This window comes from Streptococcus sp. SS-4456 (assembly GCF_036680365.1).
Taxonomy (GTDB): domain Bacteria; phylum Bacillota; class Bacilli; order Lactobacillales; family Streptococcaceae; genus Streptococcus.
In genome coordinates this window covers 26,735-42,218 of the sequence record NZ_JAVIHI010000009.1, presented here as the reverse complement: position 1 = coordinate 42,218, position 15,484 = coordinate 26,735, and the positions used below count along the sequence as shown (strand labels likewise).

The 15,484-nt window shown below is 42.2% G+C and carries 16 protein-coding genes; 2 read left to right on the top strand and 14 right to left on the bottom strand.

Annotated features, from left to right (window positions below; all coding sequences use genetic code 11):
- Positions 1-94: 94 nt before the first annotated feature.
- From RFK25_RS04150 to RFK25_RS04120, 7 genes are read right to left on the bottom strand one after another with little or no spacing between them, the layout of a single operon-like run.
- The gene (locus RFK25_RS04150) at positions 95-1,645 is read right to left on the bottom strand and encodes a phage resistance protein (protein ID WP_332411709.1); all 1,551 of its coding nucleotides are present in this window, start codon (positions 1,643-1,645) and stop codon (positions 95-97) included.
- A 16-nt stretch (positions 1,646-1,661) separates the two neighbouring features.
- A complete protein-coding gene (locus RFK25_RS04145) occupies positions 1,662-2,132 on the bottom strand; it encodes a DUF669 domain-containing protein (RefSeq protein WP_332411707.1) in 471 nt (156 codons plus the stop codon).
- A 2-nt stretch (positions 2,133-2,134) separates the two neighbouring features.
- Positions 2,135-3,574: a DEAD/DEAH box helicase gene (locus RFK25_RS04140; RefSeq protein WP_332411705.1), complete on the bottom strand. Its 1,440-nt coding sequence runs from the start codon at positions 3,572-3,574 to the stop codon at positions 2,135-2,137.
- Positions 3,567-4,241 carry an AAA family ATPase gene (locus tag RFK25_RS04135; RefSeq protein WP_332411703.1) on the bottom strand — a complete coding sequence of 225 codons (675 nt, stop codon included), beginning with the start codon at positions 4,239-4,241 and terminating at the stop codon, positions 3,567-3,569. Before RFK25_RS04135 ends, RFK25_RS04140 begins: the two co-directional genes overlap by 8 nt.
- A complete protein-coding gene (locus RFK25_RS04130; protein ID WP_332411701.1) occupies positions 4,238-4,714 on the bottom strand; it encodes a siphovirus Gp157 family protein in 477 nt (158 codons plus the stop codon). Before RFK25_RS04130 ends, RFK25_RS04135 begins: the two co-directional genes overlap by 4 nt.
- A gap of 1 nt (position 4,715) precedes the next feature.
- Entirely contained in the window at positions 4,716-4,904 is a 189-nt protein-coding gene (locus RFK25_RS04125; RefSeq protein WP_332411700.1) for a hypothetical protein, read from the bottom strand.
- Positions 4,901-5,245, bottom strand: a complete 345-nt coding sequence (locus RFK25_RS04120) for a hypothetical protein (protein ID WP_332411698.1) — start codon at positions 5,243-5,245, stop codon at positions 4,901-4,903. Before RFK25_RS04120 ends, RFK25_RS04125 begins: the two co-directional genes overlap by 4 nt.
- A gap of 720 nt (positions 5,246-5,965) precedes the next feature.
- On the opposite strand from RFK25_RS04120, the gene RFK25_RS04115 reads away from it, so the two are divergent.
- Together RFK25_RS04115 and cysK are read left to right on the top strand one after the other, a co-directional pair.
- Positions 5,966-7,123, top strand: a complete 1,158-nt coding sequence (locus RFK25_RS04115) for a tyrosine-type recombinase/integrase (protein ID WP_332411696.1) — start codon at positions 5,966-5,968, stop codon at positions 7,121-7,123.
- Between the two features lie 228 nt (positions 7,124-7,351).
- On the top strand, positions 7,352-8,278 hold the full coding sequence (cysK, locus tag RFK25_RS04110) for a cysteine synthase A (protein WP_332411695.1): 927 nt from the start codon (positions 7,352-7,354) through the stop codon (positions 8,276-8,278).
- Positions 8,279-8,309: 31 nt separating this feature from the next.
- On the opposite strand, the gene RFK25_RS04105 is transcribed toward cysK, so the two are convergent.
- The 7 genes from RFK25_RS04105 to RFK25_RS04075 form a co-directional block, all read right to left on the bottom strand.
- Positions 8,310-8,681 (bottom strand): S1 RNA-binding domain-containing protein, encoded by a 372-nt coding sequence (locus RFK25_RS04105; protein WP_332411693.1) that lies wholly within the window; start codon positions 8,679-8,681, stop codon positions 8,310-8,312.
- Between the two features lies 1 nt (position 8,682).
- Positions 8,683-10,083, bottom strand: a complete 1,401-nt coding sequence (locus tag RFK25_RS04100; protein ID WP_332411692.1) for a bifunctional Cof-type HAD-IIB family hydrolase/peptidylprolyl isomerase — start codon at positions 10,081-10,083, stop codon at positions 8,683-8,685.
- Between the two features lie 45 nt (positions 10,084-10,128).
- A complete protein-coding gene (locus tag RFK25_RS04095) occupies positions 10,129-10,770 on the bottom strand; it encodes a response regulator transcription factor (RefSeq protein WP_105124382.1) in 642 nt (213 codons plus the stop codon).
- Positions 10,742-11,758, bottom strand: coding sequence for a sensor histidine kinase (locus tag RFK25_RS04090; protein WP_332411691.1), 1,017 nt, complete (start codon positions 11,756-11,758; stop codon positions 10,742-10,744). Before RFK25_RS04090 ends, RFK25_RS04095 begins: the two co-directional genes overlap by 29 nt.
- Positions 11,755-12,450, bottom strand: coding sequence for a cell wall-active antibiotics response protein LiaF (gene liaF, locus RFK25_RS04085; RefSeq protein WP_443035549.1), 696 nt, complete (start codon positions 12,448-12,450; stop codon positions 11,755-11,757). The genes RFK25_RS04090 and liaF overlap by 4 nt, the downstream gene beginning before the upstream one ends.
- Positions 12,451-12,692: 242 nt before the next feature.
- A complete protein-coding gene (gene pknB / locus RFK25_RS04080) occupies positions 12,693-14,711 on the bottom strand; it encodes a Stk1 family PASTA domain-containing Ser/Thr kinase (RefSeq protein WP_332411688.1) in 2,019 nt (672 codons plus the stop codon).
- Entirely contained in the window at positions 14,711-15,448 is a 738-nt protein-coding gene (locus RFK25_RS04075) for a Stp1/IreP family PP2C-type Ser/Thr phosphatase (RefSeq protein WP_332411686.1), read from the bottom strand. The genes pknB and RFK25_RS04075 overlap by 1 nt, the downstream gene beginning before the upstream one ends.
- Positions 15,449-15,484 lie beyond the last annotated feature (36 nt).

The following is a 15,484-nucleotide window of genomic DNA, read 5'->3' as shown; positions in this document are numbered from 1 at the left end:
AAATATAATCTCCAAATCCATTGTGCCACAAGGGATTAAGGGCGTTACGCAAAGATACCAAAATTGCGTAATTTACTCGATACATTGCGTAATGCTAAACGATAAATTTGTCAAATCGCTCTTGATTCTCGATAACATACCCACGAACCGTTTTTCCTTGTACACGTTTAGAAATAGCCTTAACACCTATTTCGGCTATAGCCTTGCCAAGCAGCTTGCTACTACCTCGATACACTGCTGCTGACAAATCAATCACTTCCTTATTCCCTGTCCTCTGCACAAAATCAACCTCTTGCAGAGCATTTATCAGTGCCATCTGGAAATCGTCCAGGTCGATATCGTTAAATACTTCTACATTCTTCCACAGATACATCTCATCCTGTTGCTTGAAATACTCCATAGAATTCAACAGAAAACCAAGACTGCCTGCGACTTTCGGTGACTTATCGCGATTTGTGAAAGCCTGCCAGTATTTCGCAAATATCTCTTCGCGTTCAAAATCCGTCTCACCTTCTGGCCTGTCCTGATACTGTATCAGTATCTTCCGTCCGTTCATTTCATCGGACAGCGCGACCGTCCTGTTTGTATCAATGCACAACACGCTGGACAGACTAACCAGTGACTGGTTATGTCCGATTGAGCGCGCAACGTGAGTCCGTTCGGTTGCGATAATCTTCAGTACCCGCTCCATTGCAAGGCCTTGAATATCACCCTGCTCCGTCGCAAGGGCCATTTCACCGCCTGAAAACATCGCCCAGGCTTGCAAAGCTTCGAAGCCATTTGATTTTAGCGTGTCTAATTCGACATCGATTTTTTTAAATAACCCTGATAGCGCTATGTGCCGAAGCCCCTTCCCCGTTCGTACCCCAGATTTTGAGATGAAGAAATTGGTCTTGGGTCGAACACCGCATGCGACTTGGGCCATGTAGTAGGCTTGGAGCTGTGCATTGTGGAGCGACTGACTGTCTGCGATGACATACTCAAGGAATTCCTGAGCGATTTTCTGCGATGCCTGGGCATCCGATAGTTTCACAGGATAGTGCTTGAAGTAGGATACGTTCTGTTTGGGTGGTTCGATTCGCAGTTCGTTGGATTCCAGATCAATGATGAAGTCCTGCCCTGCAATTTGATAAAGCTGGATATAATTGATTGGTTTAACACCTAGAAAATGATGGATACCTGACAGGATTTCCATGATGTGATTGGCATCCTTGAATCCGTAGCGTGTTTGCAGTGCATATTCGTCCAGAATCCGAAACTGGCGATTGCTGACATCGTAAAGATAGCCGTCAGAAATCGTGTACCTGCCTATCAGATAGTCGATGACTAACTTGGCAAAGGGTGGGAAATTCTTCTCGGAGTTATATTTCACAGTCGCTGGGTTGTCGTCCGTTTCGTTGGACATCCAGACATCTCCGTAGATAAATCGATGTGTTTTGCGTCCGTCACTTGCGAAATAGCCGATGTCCTTGGGTTCAACCGTTGCTGATTCAAAATAGTAATGCACTTGGTTTTTATCGTTCACATAATGAATTTTGTATAGTTGTTTCTTTAATTCCGCTTTTAACACCGATTCGCCAAACAGGCTGGACCCCCAGTCCGTTTGATAAAGTAACCGGTCAAGCGAATCGGATAGTGATTTCATAGATTACCTCTTGAAATTAAAACGGTAAATCATCGTCAGTAATTGGTGCCGCTGTAGTAGTCTGTTCTTTCCAAATGTGGTGTGAATTCGGTACATCCGAAGCGTTGGTGAAACGTACTTTCGGGTATTTCTCACCATTGTATTCCTCCAGTTTCACACGAACCTTCGCAGTGCGCCCCTTGAAATCGTTGAGAAAAGCCTCAAAACTATCGTAATGCTTGCCCTCTGGGATACCGAGCGCCTTGGCTTTACCCATCAAAATACCCATATGGTATTTATTTGTTTGCGTAGAGCGGTACTGTTCATCCCACAAGTGAGAATTCTGCTTCTCTTGCTGGACATCGTTTCGGACAACGTAATCAATGACAACCCGTGGCTTACCATTCTTGTTCTCAGCTTCGTACGCATCGAACACAATCATCTCGTAGTCCTGCTCTTTAAATTCCTGATACTCTTTAACGTCTGAAAAATCTGTTGTAAATCCCATGTTTAATACCTCGTAATAATTTTATTTTTTTGTTTTTCAACCCACTGCAACGCTCGATAGTATTCCTTGCTAGAAACACCCGAGATGCGAATGATGTCATCGTCTGGTACATCTGTACCTGCATAGTAAAATAGTAGTTTGTATAGGGGTTTTCCACCTTTGATGCTGGCCCGAGCTTTGGCGATTTCCCAGTTCTTTGCTAGACTCTTGCCGAATTTTTGCTCTGCCAAACGGGCCTGCCGAAACTCTTTCTGCTTGATTTCGACCAGTTCTGCTTCAATGCGTTCTTTCTCAGCCTGCTCACGCTCACCGAAATCATATCCGCACATGTCACATACCGATTGATTCAATGGCCACATAGCAGAACAGTCTGGACATTGTTTCGCCTGGACGATATTTTCGGTCTTCCGTGTTTTTTTCCAACCGCCCTGAAAATACTCTTTCCAATTGTGATGGGTGTAGGGCAGTCCATGTATCTGCCAATTGACAACACAGTCGATGATAATGGCTATCTTGCCAGGTTGGTAACGCATGGATCGCATGGACTGTTGAAGATACAGTACCAGAGACTTCGTTGGCCTGCATAAAATCGTTACAGAACAGTCTGGCACATCGAACCCTTCACTGATTAAATCTACATTGCACAAGACTTGTATGTCGCCATCACGAAAGGCTTGCATAATGCGCTCGCGTTCGATTTTAGGCGTTTTAGAATCCACATGGACTGAAACTATACCTGCTTGATTAAATTCGTCAGAGAAATTCTTAGAGGACTCAATGGAGTGAGCGTACAAAATAGCTTTTTGACCGTCTGCATGTTGCCGATATTCCTTGACCACATTGCCATAGATAGCCTTGCCGAACGCTTCATCAATCGACTGGTTGGTGTATTCTCCGTTTCTTGTCTTGAGTTTCGAAGTGTCAATCGAAAGCAAACTGTAATACCTGCAATTCGCCAGTCGTTGGTTATCAATCAACCACTGGACAGACTTACCCTCAACCATGACATCGTATGTATCGGTAAATCCAGACCCATTCAGTCGCCACGGAGTTGCTGTGAAGCCTAACCGTGGAACGTCTTCAAAGTATTTGTAGATAGCTTGGTAGGTACTCGCTTTCCCATGGTGCCCTTCGTCTGTGATGATCAGCGTAGGTTTCTGGATAACAGATAGCCTGTTCTTTGCACGGCCGACTGTAAGTAAGTCAACACGACTGAGATTGACCTCGTGTCTCGTTAGACTGCCAGTTATCTGCTCAATCAATTCCTTGCGGTGCACCAGGAACAGTACCCTGCCACCTTTTTCGGTCGCACGTTTGATGATTTCCGATATGACAACGGACTTACCGCTACCAGGTGGGCTGACAATCATAACATTCTTATCAGCTATCTGCTTGCGTGCCCTGTCAATTAAATCTAGTTGGTAGTCGAATAATTTAAACATTAAATGCAAACAACTCCTCAATCGGACATGCTGTCCGCTCATCTAATCGATTCTTGGCATAGGTTCCTTCCGAACCTTCAAGGATAACCCCACGATTCCCACTCTTGACATTGACCATGATTCGGCCAACAACATCTGTCAATCCAAGCAACTGGTTCAACACATTGGACCGAATCTGTGGCACATATTGAGTGATTAACTGCCCTGTATCTAGTGTCAGCTCTCGTGTATCTTCCCATGCTGTCACGTAGATATTAATAGGCTTTGAGTAGATAGCGGTCAGCACACGCAGAAAGTAGTTCGTCCATTGGTTGTAGTGCTGCAATTCATTGGAAATACCATTCTTCGATGACTTCCCTGTTTCAACGAACCAATCCGATTGAAAGCTGGTTAGATTATCAATGACTAGATTGTCATATTCGCTGAGTAGAGAATCGACTTCGGTTAAGAACATTTTCATAAATTCTGTTGGATGCTTCCGGTCGAATTCGATAACATCGATATTATCTGTACCGCCCAAGACTTTGCTAGAATGGTCCATATCCAAGACTAGTGTTCGGCCCGTCAGAGACTTAATAACACTAGTTTTCCCAAGTCCTGGCTTTCCGTACAGTAGGACGCGCCAATTCTTCGTCCGTTCGATTTCACTTGCTTTTGTAATTTTCATTTCACTACCACGCTGCGCCCTTCTGTCAGTTCAGCTCCGAAAACAACTTGACCATTCTTGATAGCTTTCTTGATTTCTGTTTTATTCGGTTCAACTTTCACTTTCAAAAATTCATCTGTCAATTTTGATGCGTCAAAAATAGTAACACTTTCCGTTTTTCGGAGTGACAATTTAAATAATCCAGTATCAACCTTCTGTTGATTAGTTAAGAGCATCGCTTCTTTTACACGTTCCTTAAAACGTTCAGCCCTAGCTTCGGCTTCTTTTTGTTTTTTGGCGAACGCGTCTTTTTCAGCCTTAAACCGTTCTGCATCGGCTTCGGCATTACGTTGCATCTTGATAAACCATTCGCAAGATTGCGCAAAATTTTCTTCAAAGTCAATGCTTTCAAGCGTGTCATTAAACGTTTCATCGTCCAATTCCATAGCTTGAAGCTGGGCATAAATCCCTTCTAATTCATACAAAAACGCCATATTATAAATCCTCCATAAAATGATTTTCCAAAAATTTAACGTATGCTGCGATATACTCCAACCGATCATGGTCATAACCTTGCTTGTGGGTCATCATGCAGGCAACATAGTGGTCATGCATGGCCATAAAATCTTTGACACCTATTGCAGCGTCGCTTTCCATTAGTTCAATTAAATCTTGTCTAGTCATAACTTACTTACCTCGTAAAGCAGATTTCTGATTTCGCGAGAGTTCAGTCGGATTTGGTTGCTATCGCTCTCTCGGCGATTAGCATCGCGTAAAATCTCAATCTGTTCATGTAGAATTTCCTTGGCATACTCACGAAATTCAGCTTGTTGTTCTGTGATTTTAAAATGTTGGGTGTAATCAACTCCGCCGTCTGGTAAACGGACACAAAGATTATGCTTGCAATCTCTAGACACAGTACCCTTGACCGTTGTTTCTTTGATACCCAATGCTTCAGCTACTTCGCTAGATGTAGCGTTAGGGTGTTCCTTGTAATATTCTCTGATTCTTTCTGCGTTAGTCATAAGCCCTCCACTTGCCGATAACTCTCGGCTCTTCATCTGATATACAGAATGGACAAAATATCATTGGCTCTTCTGAGCGTGATTCCCATTGTTCAAGACATTCGTCGCATACGTATTCTCTAAGTACATAGACAAAGAATTTGCTAAACTAGAACAGAAGATAACTGAGGAAAACACTTCAAGTGAAGAGTTCCAGATCACCATCTCAAATCTAAAAGAAGTCATCGACTACTATGGTAAATACCTCAAACAATCATTTGCAAAATGCGATAGCCTACAAACCGTTAGCAAAGATAGGATACTCAAAAAGAACCCCTTAGACCCTGTAGGAAAGATAAAAGTATCACCAGAAACTCTTGACGCCATCAACGCAAAAGTTAAAGAATTGTATTTCTAACCAAAATACTTTACAAAAATCAAAAAAAAGTATAAAATATGACTGTATTAGAGGTAAAGCCTCATAAAGTTTACATTCGGGATTTAGTCCCATACCGTACGGCAGTCATGTTTTTCATGGCTGCTTTTTTGCTATTTTACAAAAAAACAAAAAAATCCCCACACTCTCCGCCGGCAAGCTTGAGTGTAGGGTAACCAAATAAGCAAAGACCAGCTATTCAGCAGGACCTTTTGCGTACTCTAATTATATCACTTTAAGGAGGTGATGCCAATATCCTTTCGAAAAAACCTTGTCCAGATTGGTCTTACAGAAAGGAAAAGAGAATGAAATATACAAAAACAAAATACCCAAATATTTTTACTTACGAAACCCAAAAAGGATTGCGTTACTATGTCCGCAAAGGATACTTTGTTAATGGCGACAAGAAAGAATTTACCAAGAGCGGACTACGAAACTTGAAGGACGCCCAGAAAATTCTAAGGGATGTTGAAGAAAGAATTTATCATGATGAAATGGATGTCAACCTAGAACTGACTTTAAATGAATACTGGGAAATCTACTCAGCAAAGAAAGAAAAAACAGGTCAATGGAATGATACATCCATCTACACTAACGCAGGCATTTATCGTACCATGATAAAAGAAAAGTGGGGAAACCTCCCGCTTAAAAAAATAAATCGCAACGATTATGAAGAACATCTGGCAGCAATGCTTGGCCAGTACCGCAGAAATAGTGTGCTTACCAGTAATCGACTTTTGAATTCCATTTTAAACGATGCTGTCAAAAATGGAAATCTTAGACAAAATAAATTGTCTGGTATTTATCTTGGGGAATCAGAATTAGGACCTCTTAATAAAGAGTTAAAAATCGATGATTTTCAAACGTGGATAAAAACCGCAGAAGAATTACTATCGACCACACATTTTGCATTTGTCTACCTGACTATTTTTGGACTTAGACGCGGGGAAGTCTGTGGTATCAGGTTCATGGACGTTACTTTCGATTCGAATAATCGAGCAGTCTTAAATATAAGAGACTCTCGTTCCAACAGGACAAAAGATGGCGCTGGAAGAACGAAAACAGAAAGTTCTGTGCGTTACATCGTTTTAAATGACAGAGGCAGTGAGCTGTTGTTACAGATCATGGAAACAGCAAAACAAGTCAAAAAGAAAGCAGATGTCATTGTTGAGCAGGAAAAGGATTACCTGAGCATCCGAATAAAGAATAATAAATACTATTTGGAAAGACCTGCTTTTTTAAACAAAATTTTTAAACGAGTAAGTGAGGAATGTAGTATCTATATCACTCCACACATTATGCGTCACTTCTTTACTACTCAATCGCTCATTGCTGGAGCTAGACCAGAAGATGTCATGCACTTCCTGGGACATGCAAGCCTTCAAACAACCAAACAATATACTCACATCAAAGAAGAACGAGCACACAATGTTACCGATCTATTTGACAAGAAAGTTCTATAATTTTCCCCGACTTCTTCCCGACAATTCCCCGACAACTACACCGAGGTATGACAATATCAACAATAAACATTTTTTCAAAAAGCTAGTAGTATCAATGTTTTCAAATTGTTACATAAATACCATGATTGGTTAGGTATAGCTTTTTCTTAACGCTAAGATAGTTTTTTTATATTATACTTTTTAGCTTTTCTGCTATATACTAGTGGTAACATGATTTGGAGGTACCTTATGGCTATTTATCAAAATATTACGCAATTAGTTGGAAAAACTCCGATTATCAAGCTTAACAATATTGTTCCTGAGGGAGCTGCTGATGTCTATGTTAAGTTAGAAGCTTTTAACCCTGGTTCTTCTGTCAAAGACCGGATTGCCTTGGCTATGATTGAAGATGCTGAAAAGGCCGGTACGATTAAGCCTGGCGACACTATCGTTGAGCCGACAAGTGGGAATACTGGTATCGGACTTGCTTGGATCGGTGCAGCTAAGGGCTACAAGGTGATTATCGTTATGCCTGAAACCATGAGTATTGAGCGTCGTAAGATTATTCAGGCTTATGGTGCTGAGCTTGTCTTGACACCTGGTAGTGAAGGTATGAAGGGTGCCATCGCCAAGGCAAAAGAAATTGCCGAAGAGAAAAATGGCTGGGTGCCATTCCAGTTTGCCAATCCATCCAACCCAAAAGTTCATGAAGATACAACAGGACAGGAAATTTTGGAAGACTTTGGTGCAACTGGTCTGGATGCCTTTGTATCTGGTGTCGGTACTGGTGGTACCGTATCAGGTGTTTCTCATGTTTTGAAAACAGCTAATCCAAACATTGCCATCTATGCCGTAGAAGCTGATGAGTCAGCAGTCCTATCCGGTGAAGCTCCTGGGCCTCACAAAATCCAAGGAATTTCAGCTGGTTTCATCCCTGATACACTCGATACGGCAGCCTACGACGGTATTATCCGTGTTAAATCTGATGATGCTCTGGCTACTGGTCGTGCAATCGGTGGACAGGAAGGCTTCCTTGTTGGTATATCATCTGGTGCAGCTATCCACGCAGCTATCGAAGTTGCGAAAGAATTGGGTGCTGGTAAAAAAGTGTTGGCTATTTTGGCAGATAACGGGGAGCGTTACTTGTCTACTGCCCTCTATGAATTTGATAATTAATACAAAGCAAAAGAAGGTCGGGAGTTCTTCCCTAAACCTTCTTTTCTTTTTGTTCTTTGAGATAGTTTTTCGATTCCTTTATCCACTTTGGTAGACTTTTTGACAGGGGGGCAAAACCAATTTTGTTTCGTTCATTGGTAAATCTGTGGTGTCGAGGAATTTTTTGGTGTTCTTCTTCAAGCGTTCGTATAGATAGGCTGGCTTTTTCTGTGTATTCATCAAAATCAACCACCTGTACCAAGACCTCTTGACCAATCTTGACATGGTCGTAGATGTTATCCACAAAACCTGTCTTGATTTCGGAAATATGGATCAAACCTGTCGTGCCATTTTCTAAATCTACAAAGGCTCCGTAGGGTTGAATTCCCGATACCGTTCCTTTGATCTTATCACCAATCCTCATCTTAATCCTCAATTTCGATGGTTTCAATCACCACATCTTCAAGTGGGCGGTCTGCTGAATCTGTATCAACCTCAGCTATTGCATCAAGTACTGTAAATGATGCTTCATTAGCTAGGTGACCGAATACGGTATGGCGTTGGTCTAAATGCGGCGTCCCCCCATTTTCAACATAGGCCGCTGCAATTTCTTTTGGCCAGCCACCACGCTCTAACTCTTTGGCATTGTAAGGGAAGTTTTGATTTTGAACGATAAAGAACTGGCTTCCATTGGTGTTCGGTCCTGCATTGGCCATAGACAAGGCACCACGAAGATTGAAGGCTTCCATTGAAAACTCATCTTCAAAGGACTCTCCATAAATGGACTCTCCACCCATACCTGTACCAGTTGGGTCACCACCTTGAATCATGAAATCCTTGATAATTCGATGGAAAATAATGCCATCATAGTAACCATCCTTAGACAGAGCGATAAAGTTAGCTACTGTCTTAGGAGCAATTTCCGGGAAGAGTTTTAGGGTTAGCTCACCGTGATTGGTCTTAATACGAGCTACCGGTCCTTCAAATTGCTCCAAATCTAATTGTGGGAAGTATTTTTCTTTTTCTACCAAACCTAATTTCTCCAAGGCATCAAAAATGCCATCTTCTTCTACTTTTTTTGTAATATAATCTGCGCGCTTTTGCAATTCTGGATGGGAATGCCCCATAGCAATGCTAATCCCTGCATAGTCAAACAATTCAATGTCATTTAGTCCGTCACCAAAAACGAGGACATTTTCAGGTTTCAAACCAAGTTTTTCAACTACTTTAGCCACACCAGCAGCCTTAGAGGAGTCTTTTAGGACAATATCCGATGAGATAGCATCCCAACGAACCGTACGTAAATCATTTTGCAAGTCTTCTGGTAATTCAACTTCCTGTCCATCCTTCTCAAAGGTCAACATCTGATAAATGGCATTGTCTTTATAAAAGTCTGGGTCTGTTTCCAAGCCTTCGTAAATTAAATCAATCACCTGACTAATTCGTTCTGTACGAGTAGACAAGGTTCCTTTTTGGCTACCCAGTAAACCATATTCGATACCAACTTCCTTGGTCCATGCGATTACTTTTTCTACTAGGTCCTGAGGAATCGGTTGGTGATGAACAAGCTTTCCTTTGGCATCTTCAACATAGGAACCGTTTATCATAGCAAAGAAATCTGGCTGGAGTGCCTTAATTTCTGGCACCAAACCATAGGGTGTCCGACCAGATGCTATTCCGGTTAAAATCCCCTTTTCTTTCAAGGATTTAAAAACTTGTTGAATGGAATCAGGAATATAGCCTGTATTCTTGACACGCAAGGTATCGTCAATATCAAAAAAGACAATCTTTATTTTTTTTGCTTTATATTTTAATTTTGCATCCACTATTTAGGCATCCTTTCTGGAAACTAACTAGTACTCATTATACCATTATTCTTCCTCTTGTGCTACCAGTCCATGTTGGAAGGCATATACAACTGCTTGTGTTCTGTCGCTGACAGCCAGTTTGGATAGGATATTTGAAACGTGGGTTTTTACGGTTTTCAAGGAAATGAAGGACTCATCCGCAATCCGTTGGTTGTCATAGCCCTTGGCTAATAGGGTCAGAATTTCACGTTCACGGGCCGTTAGGTCGTCATGCAAGTCTGGGTGGCGTTTATGGTGCTCCACCTTTTTCTCCACCTCTGTTTCAATAGCAAATTCCCCACGCGCCACCTTGCGAATGGCTGTTAAAATCTCATCCGCACTAGAGGTTTTTAACATATAGCCTTTGGCACCTGCTTCTAGAACTGGATAAATTTTCTCGTTGTCAAGGTAGGAAGTCAAAATGACAATCTGTGCTTGAGGCCATTCCTTAAGAAGAGCTAAGGTAGCTTCTACACCTGTCATCTTTGGCATAACCAAGTCCATGACCACCACATCTGGCTTGACTTCAAGGGCCTTTCTCAGCCCCTCTTCACCATCGCTAGCTTCTGCTACAACTTCCACATCTGCCTGTAAATTTAAATAGCTTTTTAAACCTAGACGAACCATTTCATGATCGTCAACTAGCATCACTCGAATCGTATTCATCTTCTTTTCCTTTCAATAATGGGATACGAATATCAATGGCAACACCCTTATTCAAGGCTGAACGGATCTGAATGCTTCCTGCCATATCTTCCACTCGTTCCCGAATATTTTGCAAGCCATAACTAAGATCGCCGCCTTCCTCTTGCTTGAAACCAACACCATCATCCGTCATTTTTAGCTGTAACTCTGTTTCTTTTTGGATGAGGTAAACATCCAGATGCTTGGCCTTGGCATGACGGAGAGTATTGCTGATAATTTCCTGGGCAATACGGAAGAGGTGCTCTTCTATCAGTTTTGGTAACTCTTCTACTTCGTGTTGAAAATGGACGATGATATTGCTCTTATCACTAACCTCTCGTAAAATGAGTTCGAAGCCTTCTACCAAGTTCTTGCCCTCTAGCTCACTTGGTCGGAGATGAAGTAGCAAGATTCGCAAATCCCTCTGGGCAGACTCAATCATATCCTTGACCAAAACCAACTGCTCCTGCAAGGTTTCCTGGGGCAGATTAGGTAAACTAGAGGACAGACCCGATAAAATCATACTAGTCGCAAACAATTCCTGACTAACCGTATCATGCAAATCTCTGGCAATCCGTTTTCGTTCGCCCTCCACAATTTCCTCTCTCTTAACCAAGTCTTGATTGTCCACCAACTGGACTTGACGGGTCAACGTCCTCACCTTATCAGACAACTGGAGTAAGAGTTGATCATTTTCACTATCTGTTCGGATACTTTTATTTTTCAAAATAGCCTGTAACTTTGCTCGCATAACCTGAGTCGAAGCCAGACTAACCGTTTGAACCATGACTGCTAAAAAGAGGGTCAGTACGATAACCAGAAGAATGAGAGTAAAAACAAGTTGTTCCGTAGATGTCCACAGATTGACATCCAAGAGCGAATGGTTGAGGAGGGGTAGGGTAGAGGAAATAACCACAAATACAATCAGACTGGCAAACCAAGCCAGGAGGAAATAGGTACGTTTTCTCATACGCGAACCACCTCCACATCTCCGAAAATATTATTCGTCACTACCTTAACGCGTTTATGGGATTCTTGATAGTCTGGACTATTGATAGCTATACTCTCATTCCGGAGATCCCATTGGGATTGTCCCAAAAAATTAACCCTACCATAGATACTAGTCGCTGATAAAGAAACCTCTACATCAATAGGAACGATAATTTTTGTCCTGCCAAAAGTTTTTCGAATGACGACAATATTATCACGCCCTACCAAGACTGTCTTATCCAAATCAACTACATCATTGCCAAACAAACGGACAATATTGATATCCTCAAAACCAAAACGATCTTGAGAATGATCATGATTTCCAAACCACCTATTCTTTTCTTTTTGCACCTGTAAGGCATAGTCAGTAAATACTATCTGAGTGTACTGATTGCGTTTCTCATAACGTGAGAAGAAATTGACAAACATATAAACAACCAGAAGCATAACCCCTATGATGAAGTAGGGATTTAAAACAAAGACCAGAAATACCAATGACAGCGAGCTGACTAATAAGACACTATTTAAACGCCGGCCTAGAAAATACCAGGCCAGTAAGAGCAAGGCTGAGAAGAGCAACAAGGTCCGACTGGCCTCATTGGCAACGACATCAAAAGCTGCCATAGTAAAAAGCATACTTTCTATCAACAGAAAAAATTGAACTTTCCTCATAATCGCATCCTTTCCTTACTATTGTAACAAATTTTAGATAAAAGAACTCCGACCAGGGTAGGAAATACTACAAGTTTATCCTATGTTAGCAAAAAGGACCTGAGATCTTCTTACTAGAAGAACCCAAGTCCAAGTGGTTTATTGAATGCAAGAAATCGGTCCAATAAGTCCATCTACACCTTTGAGCAAGGTGAAACAGAAAAACTTGACCATGATTACCAAGTAGTGTGGAACCCTATAAACTACTGCCCACTATCTGATGTAGAAGCAGAAGATGAACTAGAAGGAGATATACTGCTTGCTGTTGAGCTAGTTGAAGAACTCTCTGAGCTAGTAGTAGCTGAGGCTACCGATACATAAAGAGTAACGGTCCCCTCGATAGTACTACCTGCTGCTGGATATTGACCAATAACAATATCACTTGTAGTTGAATAGTAACTCCTATCCTCCTGTTTTTCGATATTGGCAACCTTGACACCCAAGGTTTGCAGTTGGCTACTTGCTTGTGAATAGGTTATGTGACCAGAAGTCAAATCAGGCATAATCAATTCCTTGCCTTTGGATACTTCAAGATTGATGACTGATCCTCTTTCAAGTTCAGTATCAGCTACTGGATCTGTACTAATGACTTGACCAGTCTCGACAGATGAACTATAGACCTGTGTAACAGTTCCGATGTAGAAACCTGCATCTTGAAGCATTTGGGTAGCTGATTCCTGGCTTCTTCCAATCACATTTGGTACCACAACTCCTTTAGAAACGTAGAGTGTGATGCTACTACCTTTTTCAGCTGATGCATTGACTTGTGGATCTGTCTTAATGACTAGGCCTCTATCAACTGTTAGGCTATATTCCTCTTTAACAGAAACCTGTAATCCGAGCGTTTCCAATTCTTGTTGAGCAGTAGCCTGGTCTTTACCACTGACATCTGGAATGACAACCATAGCAGCAGTAGCAATAATCAGGTCAACCTTGCTTCCCTGGCGTTTGGAAGAATTAGCGCCTGGAGAAGTCCGAATAACCAACCCTTCAGCCACTTCATTGGTTGCTTCTTTTGTGACATTACCTACTTCCAATCCAGCTACTTCAATCATCTCTTGTGCCTTTTCAACAGTTTGTCCCGCTACATTCGGCACCGTAACCGTTTTTGGTGAGTTGAAGAATATAAAACCAACTGCCATGAGGGTCAAAAGGAATACACCAAATAAGACTTTGAAACGAGTTCGAACCCCTTGTCTAGCCTTGGCTACTGGTTTAGCAACTGCTTTTTGTTTCAAGTTGTCCTGCTTACCTGTCGGCTGTTTACCAGCCTTAGTTTTGACAGCCTCTGCACTAGCCGTTGGCTTGATATCAACATTTGCCTGAGATAACTTAGGCAAGGTTTTTGTATCAACCTTGTTCTCTTCTAAAACAATTTTTGGTTCATTCCTACGATCCAAGGACAAGGATGAGGCTAGGTCTGTGTACATTTCTGCAACAGACTTATAGCGCTCACTTAATTTTTTAGCTGTCGCTTTTAAGACTACATTTTCCAAAGCCTGAGGGACATTCGCATTCTCTTCCCTAACGGATGGCAGTGGTTTTTGGAAATGCTGGAGAGCAATGGTCACCGCACTATCCCCATCATAAGGGATACGGCCGGTCAACATCTCAAACAAAATAATCCCCATTGCATAGATGTCACTTTGAATAGTTGCTTTAGAACCACGCGCCTGCTCCGGTGAAAGATAGTGGACAGAGCCCAGCATGGAGTTGGTTTGGGTCAAACTGGTTTCCGCAAAGGCAACTGCAATACCGAAGTCCGTTACCTTAGCGGCACCACTTGATGTCAAGATAACATTCTGAGGTTTCAAGTCCCTATGGACAATACCACGAGTATGGGCCATTCGCATAGCTAGGAGAATTTGTCCCATGATACGAACTGCTACATCATTTGAAAGAGGAGCATTCTCCTTGATATAGCGTTTCAAGTCAAGGCCATTGATGTATTCCATGGCTAGATACTGTTGACCATCTTCCTCACCAATGTCCGAAATACGAACAATATTTGGGTGATCCAGGTCCGCCATAGCACGCGCTTCCCGCTGGAAACGCTGGATGGCAATCTGGTCAGTCTGATAGTTGGTGCGAAGGACCTTAACAGCCACTTCTTCTCCATCCAGTATCAAATCCCTAGCCAGGTAGACATCCGCCATCCCGCCTCGACCAATTTGCCGGACAATCCGATACCGTCCAGCAAAGATCTTACCGATTTGAATCATTACCTAGCCTCCTCTGTAATATGAAGTAGACCTACTGTAATATTATCCAAACCTCCTGCATTATTAGCGAAACGTACCAGGGTTTCTGCCTTACTTTCCAGTGAAACACCGCTCACTATAATATCGCGGATATCTTCTGCAGATACCATGTTGGTCAGACCATCGCTGTTAATCAGAACGTAATCACCAACTTCCAGAGTTTTCAAGGCAATATCTGGCTCAATCGGATCTGCCTGTCCAATAGACTGGGTCACAATATTTTTCTGCGGATGCCGAAGAGCTTCTTCTTCTGTCAATTGACCTGCACGAACCAAGGCACCTACCAATGAATGATCATTGGTTAAGCGGGTATATTCCCCATCACGAACCAGACCAATTCGGGAATCGCCAACGTGGGCATAAATCATCTGATTGTCAATCACCACAACTGCTTCTAGCGTCGTTCCCATTCCTCGATATTCTTCCGTTTGCCCAAGTTCATGGATTTTTTGGTTTTCTGCATCAATAATAGCAATCAACCATTCACGGACATCATTCAAGGTTACCAATTGTGTATCGACCCAAGCAGCGCCCAAATCAGTTGCAGCCATTTCACTAGCAATATGACCTGCACGGTGTCCGCCCATACCATCTGCCAAGACCACCAAGTCGATACCTGCACGGTTCTTATAACAGTTGATATAATCTTGGTTGTTCGAACGTTTTTGTCCAACATCAGTAAGTAATGCAATTTCCATAATTTTCTCTCGTTGCTAAGCAACTTCCTCCTCTTA

Bases quoted from the DNA above. Each gene is read 5' to 3' on its own strand.
- liaF (WP_443035549.1), bottom strand. From the start codon at position 12,450: ATGAGGAAAGTTCAATTTTTTCTGTTGATAGAAAGTATGCTTTTTACT.
- pknB (WP_332411688.1), bottom strand. From the start codon at position 14,711: ATGATTCAAATCGGTAAGATCTTTGCTGGACGGTATCGGATTGTCCGG.
- RFK25_RS04125 (WP_332411700.1), bottom strand. From the start codon at position 4,904: ATGACTAGACAAGATTTAATTGAACTAATGGAAAGCGACGCTGCAATA.
- RFK25_RS04140 (WP_332411705.1), bottom strand. From the start codon at position 3,574: ATGTTTAAATTATTCGACTACCAACTAGATTTAATTGACAGGGCACGC.
- RFK25_RS04135 (WP_332411703.1), bottom strand. From the start codon at position 4,241: ATGAAAATTACAAAAGCAAGTGAAATCGAACGGACGAAGAATTGGCGC.
- RFK25_RS04145 (WP_332411707.1), bottom strand. From the start codon at position 2,132: ATGGGATTTACAACAGATTTTTCAGACGTTAAAGAGTATCAGGAATTT.
- RFK25_RS04115 (WP_332411696.1), top strand. From the start codon at position 5,966: ATGAAATATACAAAAACAAAATACCCAAATATTTTTACTTACGAAACC.
- RFK25_RS04075 (WP_332411686.1), bottom strand. From the start codon at position 15,448: ATGGAAATTGCATTACTTACTGATGTTGGACAAAAACGTTCGAACAAC.
- RFK25_RS04130 (WP_332411701.1), bottom strand. From the start codon at position 4,714: ATGGCGTTTTTGTATGAATTAGAAGGGATTTATGCCCAGCTTCAAGCT.
- RFK25_RS04105 (WP_332411693.1), bottom strand. From the start codon at position 8,681: ATGAGGATTGGTGATAAGATCAAAGGAACGGTATCGGGAATTCAACCC.
- RFK25_RS04150 (WP_332411709.1), bottom strand. From the start codon at position 1,645: ATGAAATCACTATCCGATTCGCTTGACCGGTTACTTTATCAAACGGAC.
- RFK25_RS04090 (WP_332411691.1), bottom strand. From the start codon at position 11,758: ATGAGAAAACGTACCTATTTCCTCCTGGCTTGGTTTGCCAGTCTGATT.
- RFK25_RS04095 (WP_105124382.1), bottom strand. From the start codon at position 10,770: ATGAATACGATTCGAGTGATGCTAGTTGACGATCATGAAATGGTTCGT.
- RFK25_RS04120 (WP_332411698.1), bottom strand. From the start codon at position 5,245: ATGACTAACGCAGAAAGAATCAGAGAATATTACAAGGAACACCCTAAC.
- cysK (WP_332411695.1), top strand. From the start codon at position 7,352: ATGGCTATTTATCAAAATATTACGCAATTAGTTGGAAAAACTCCGATT.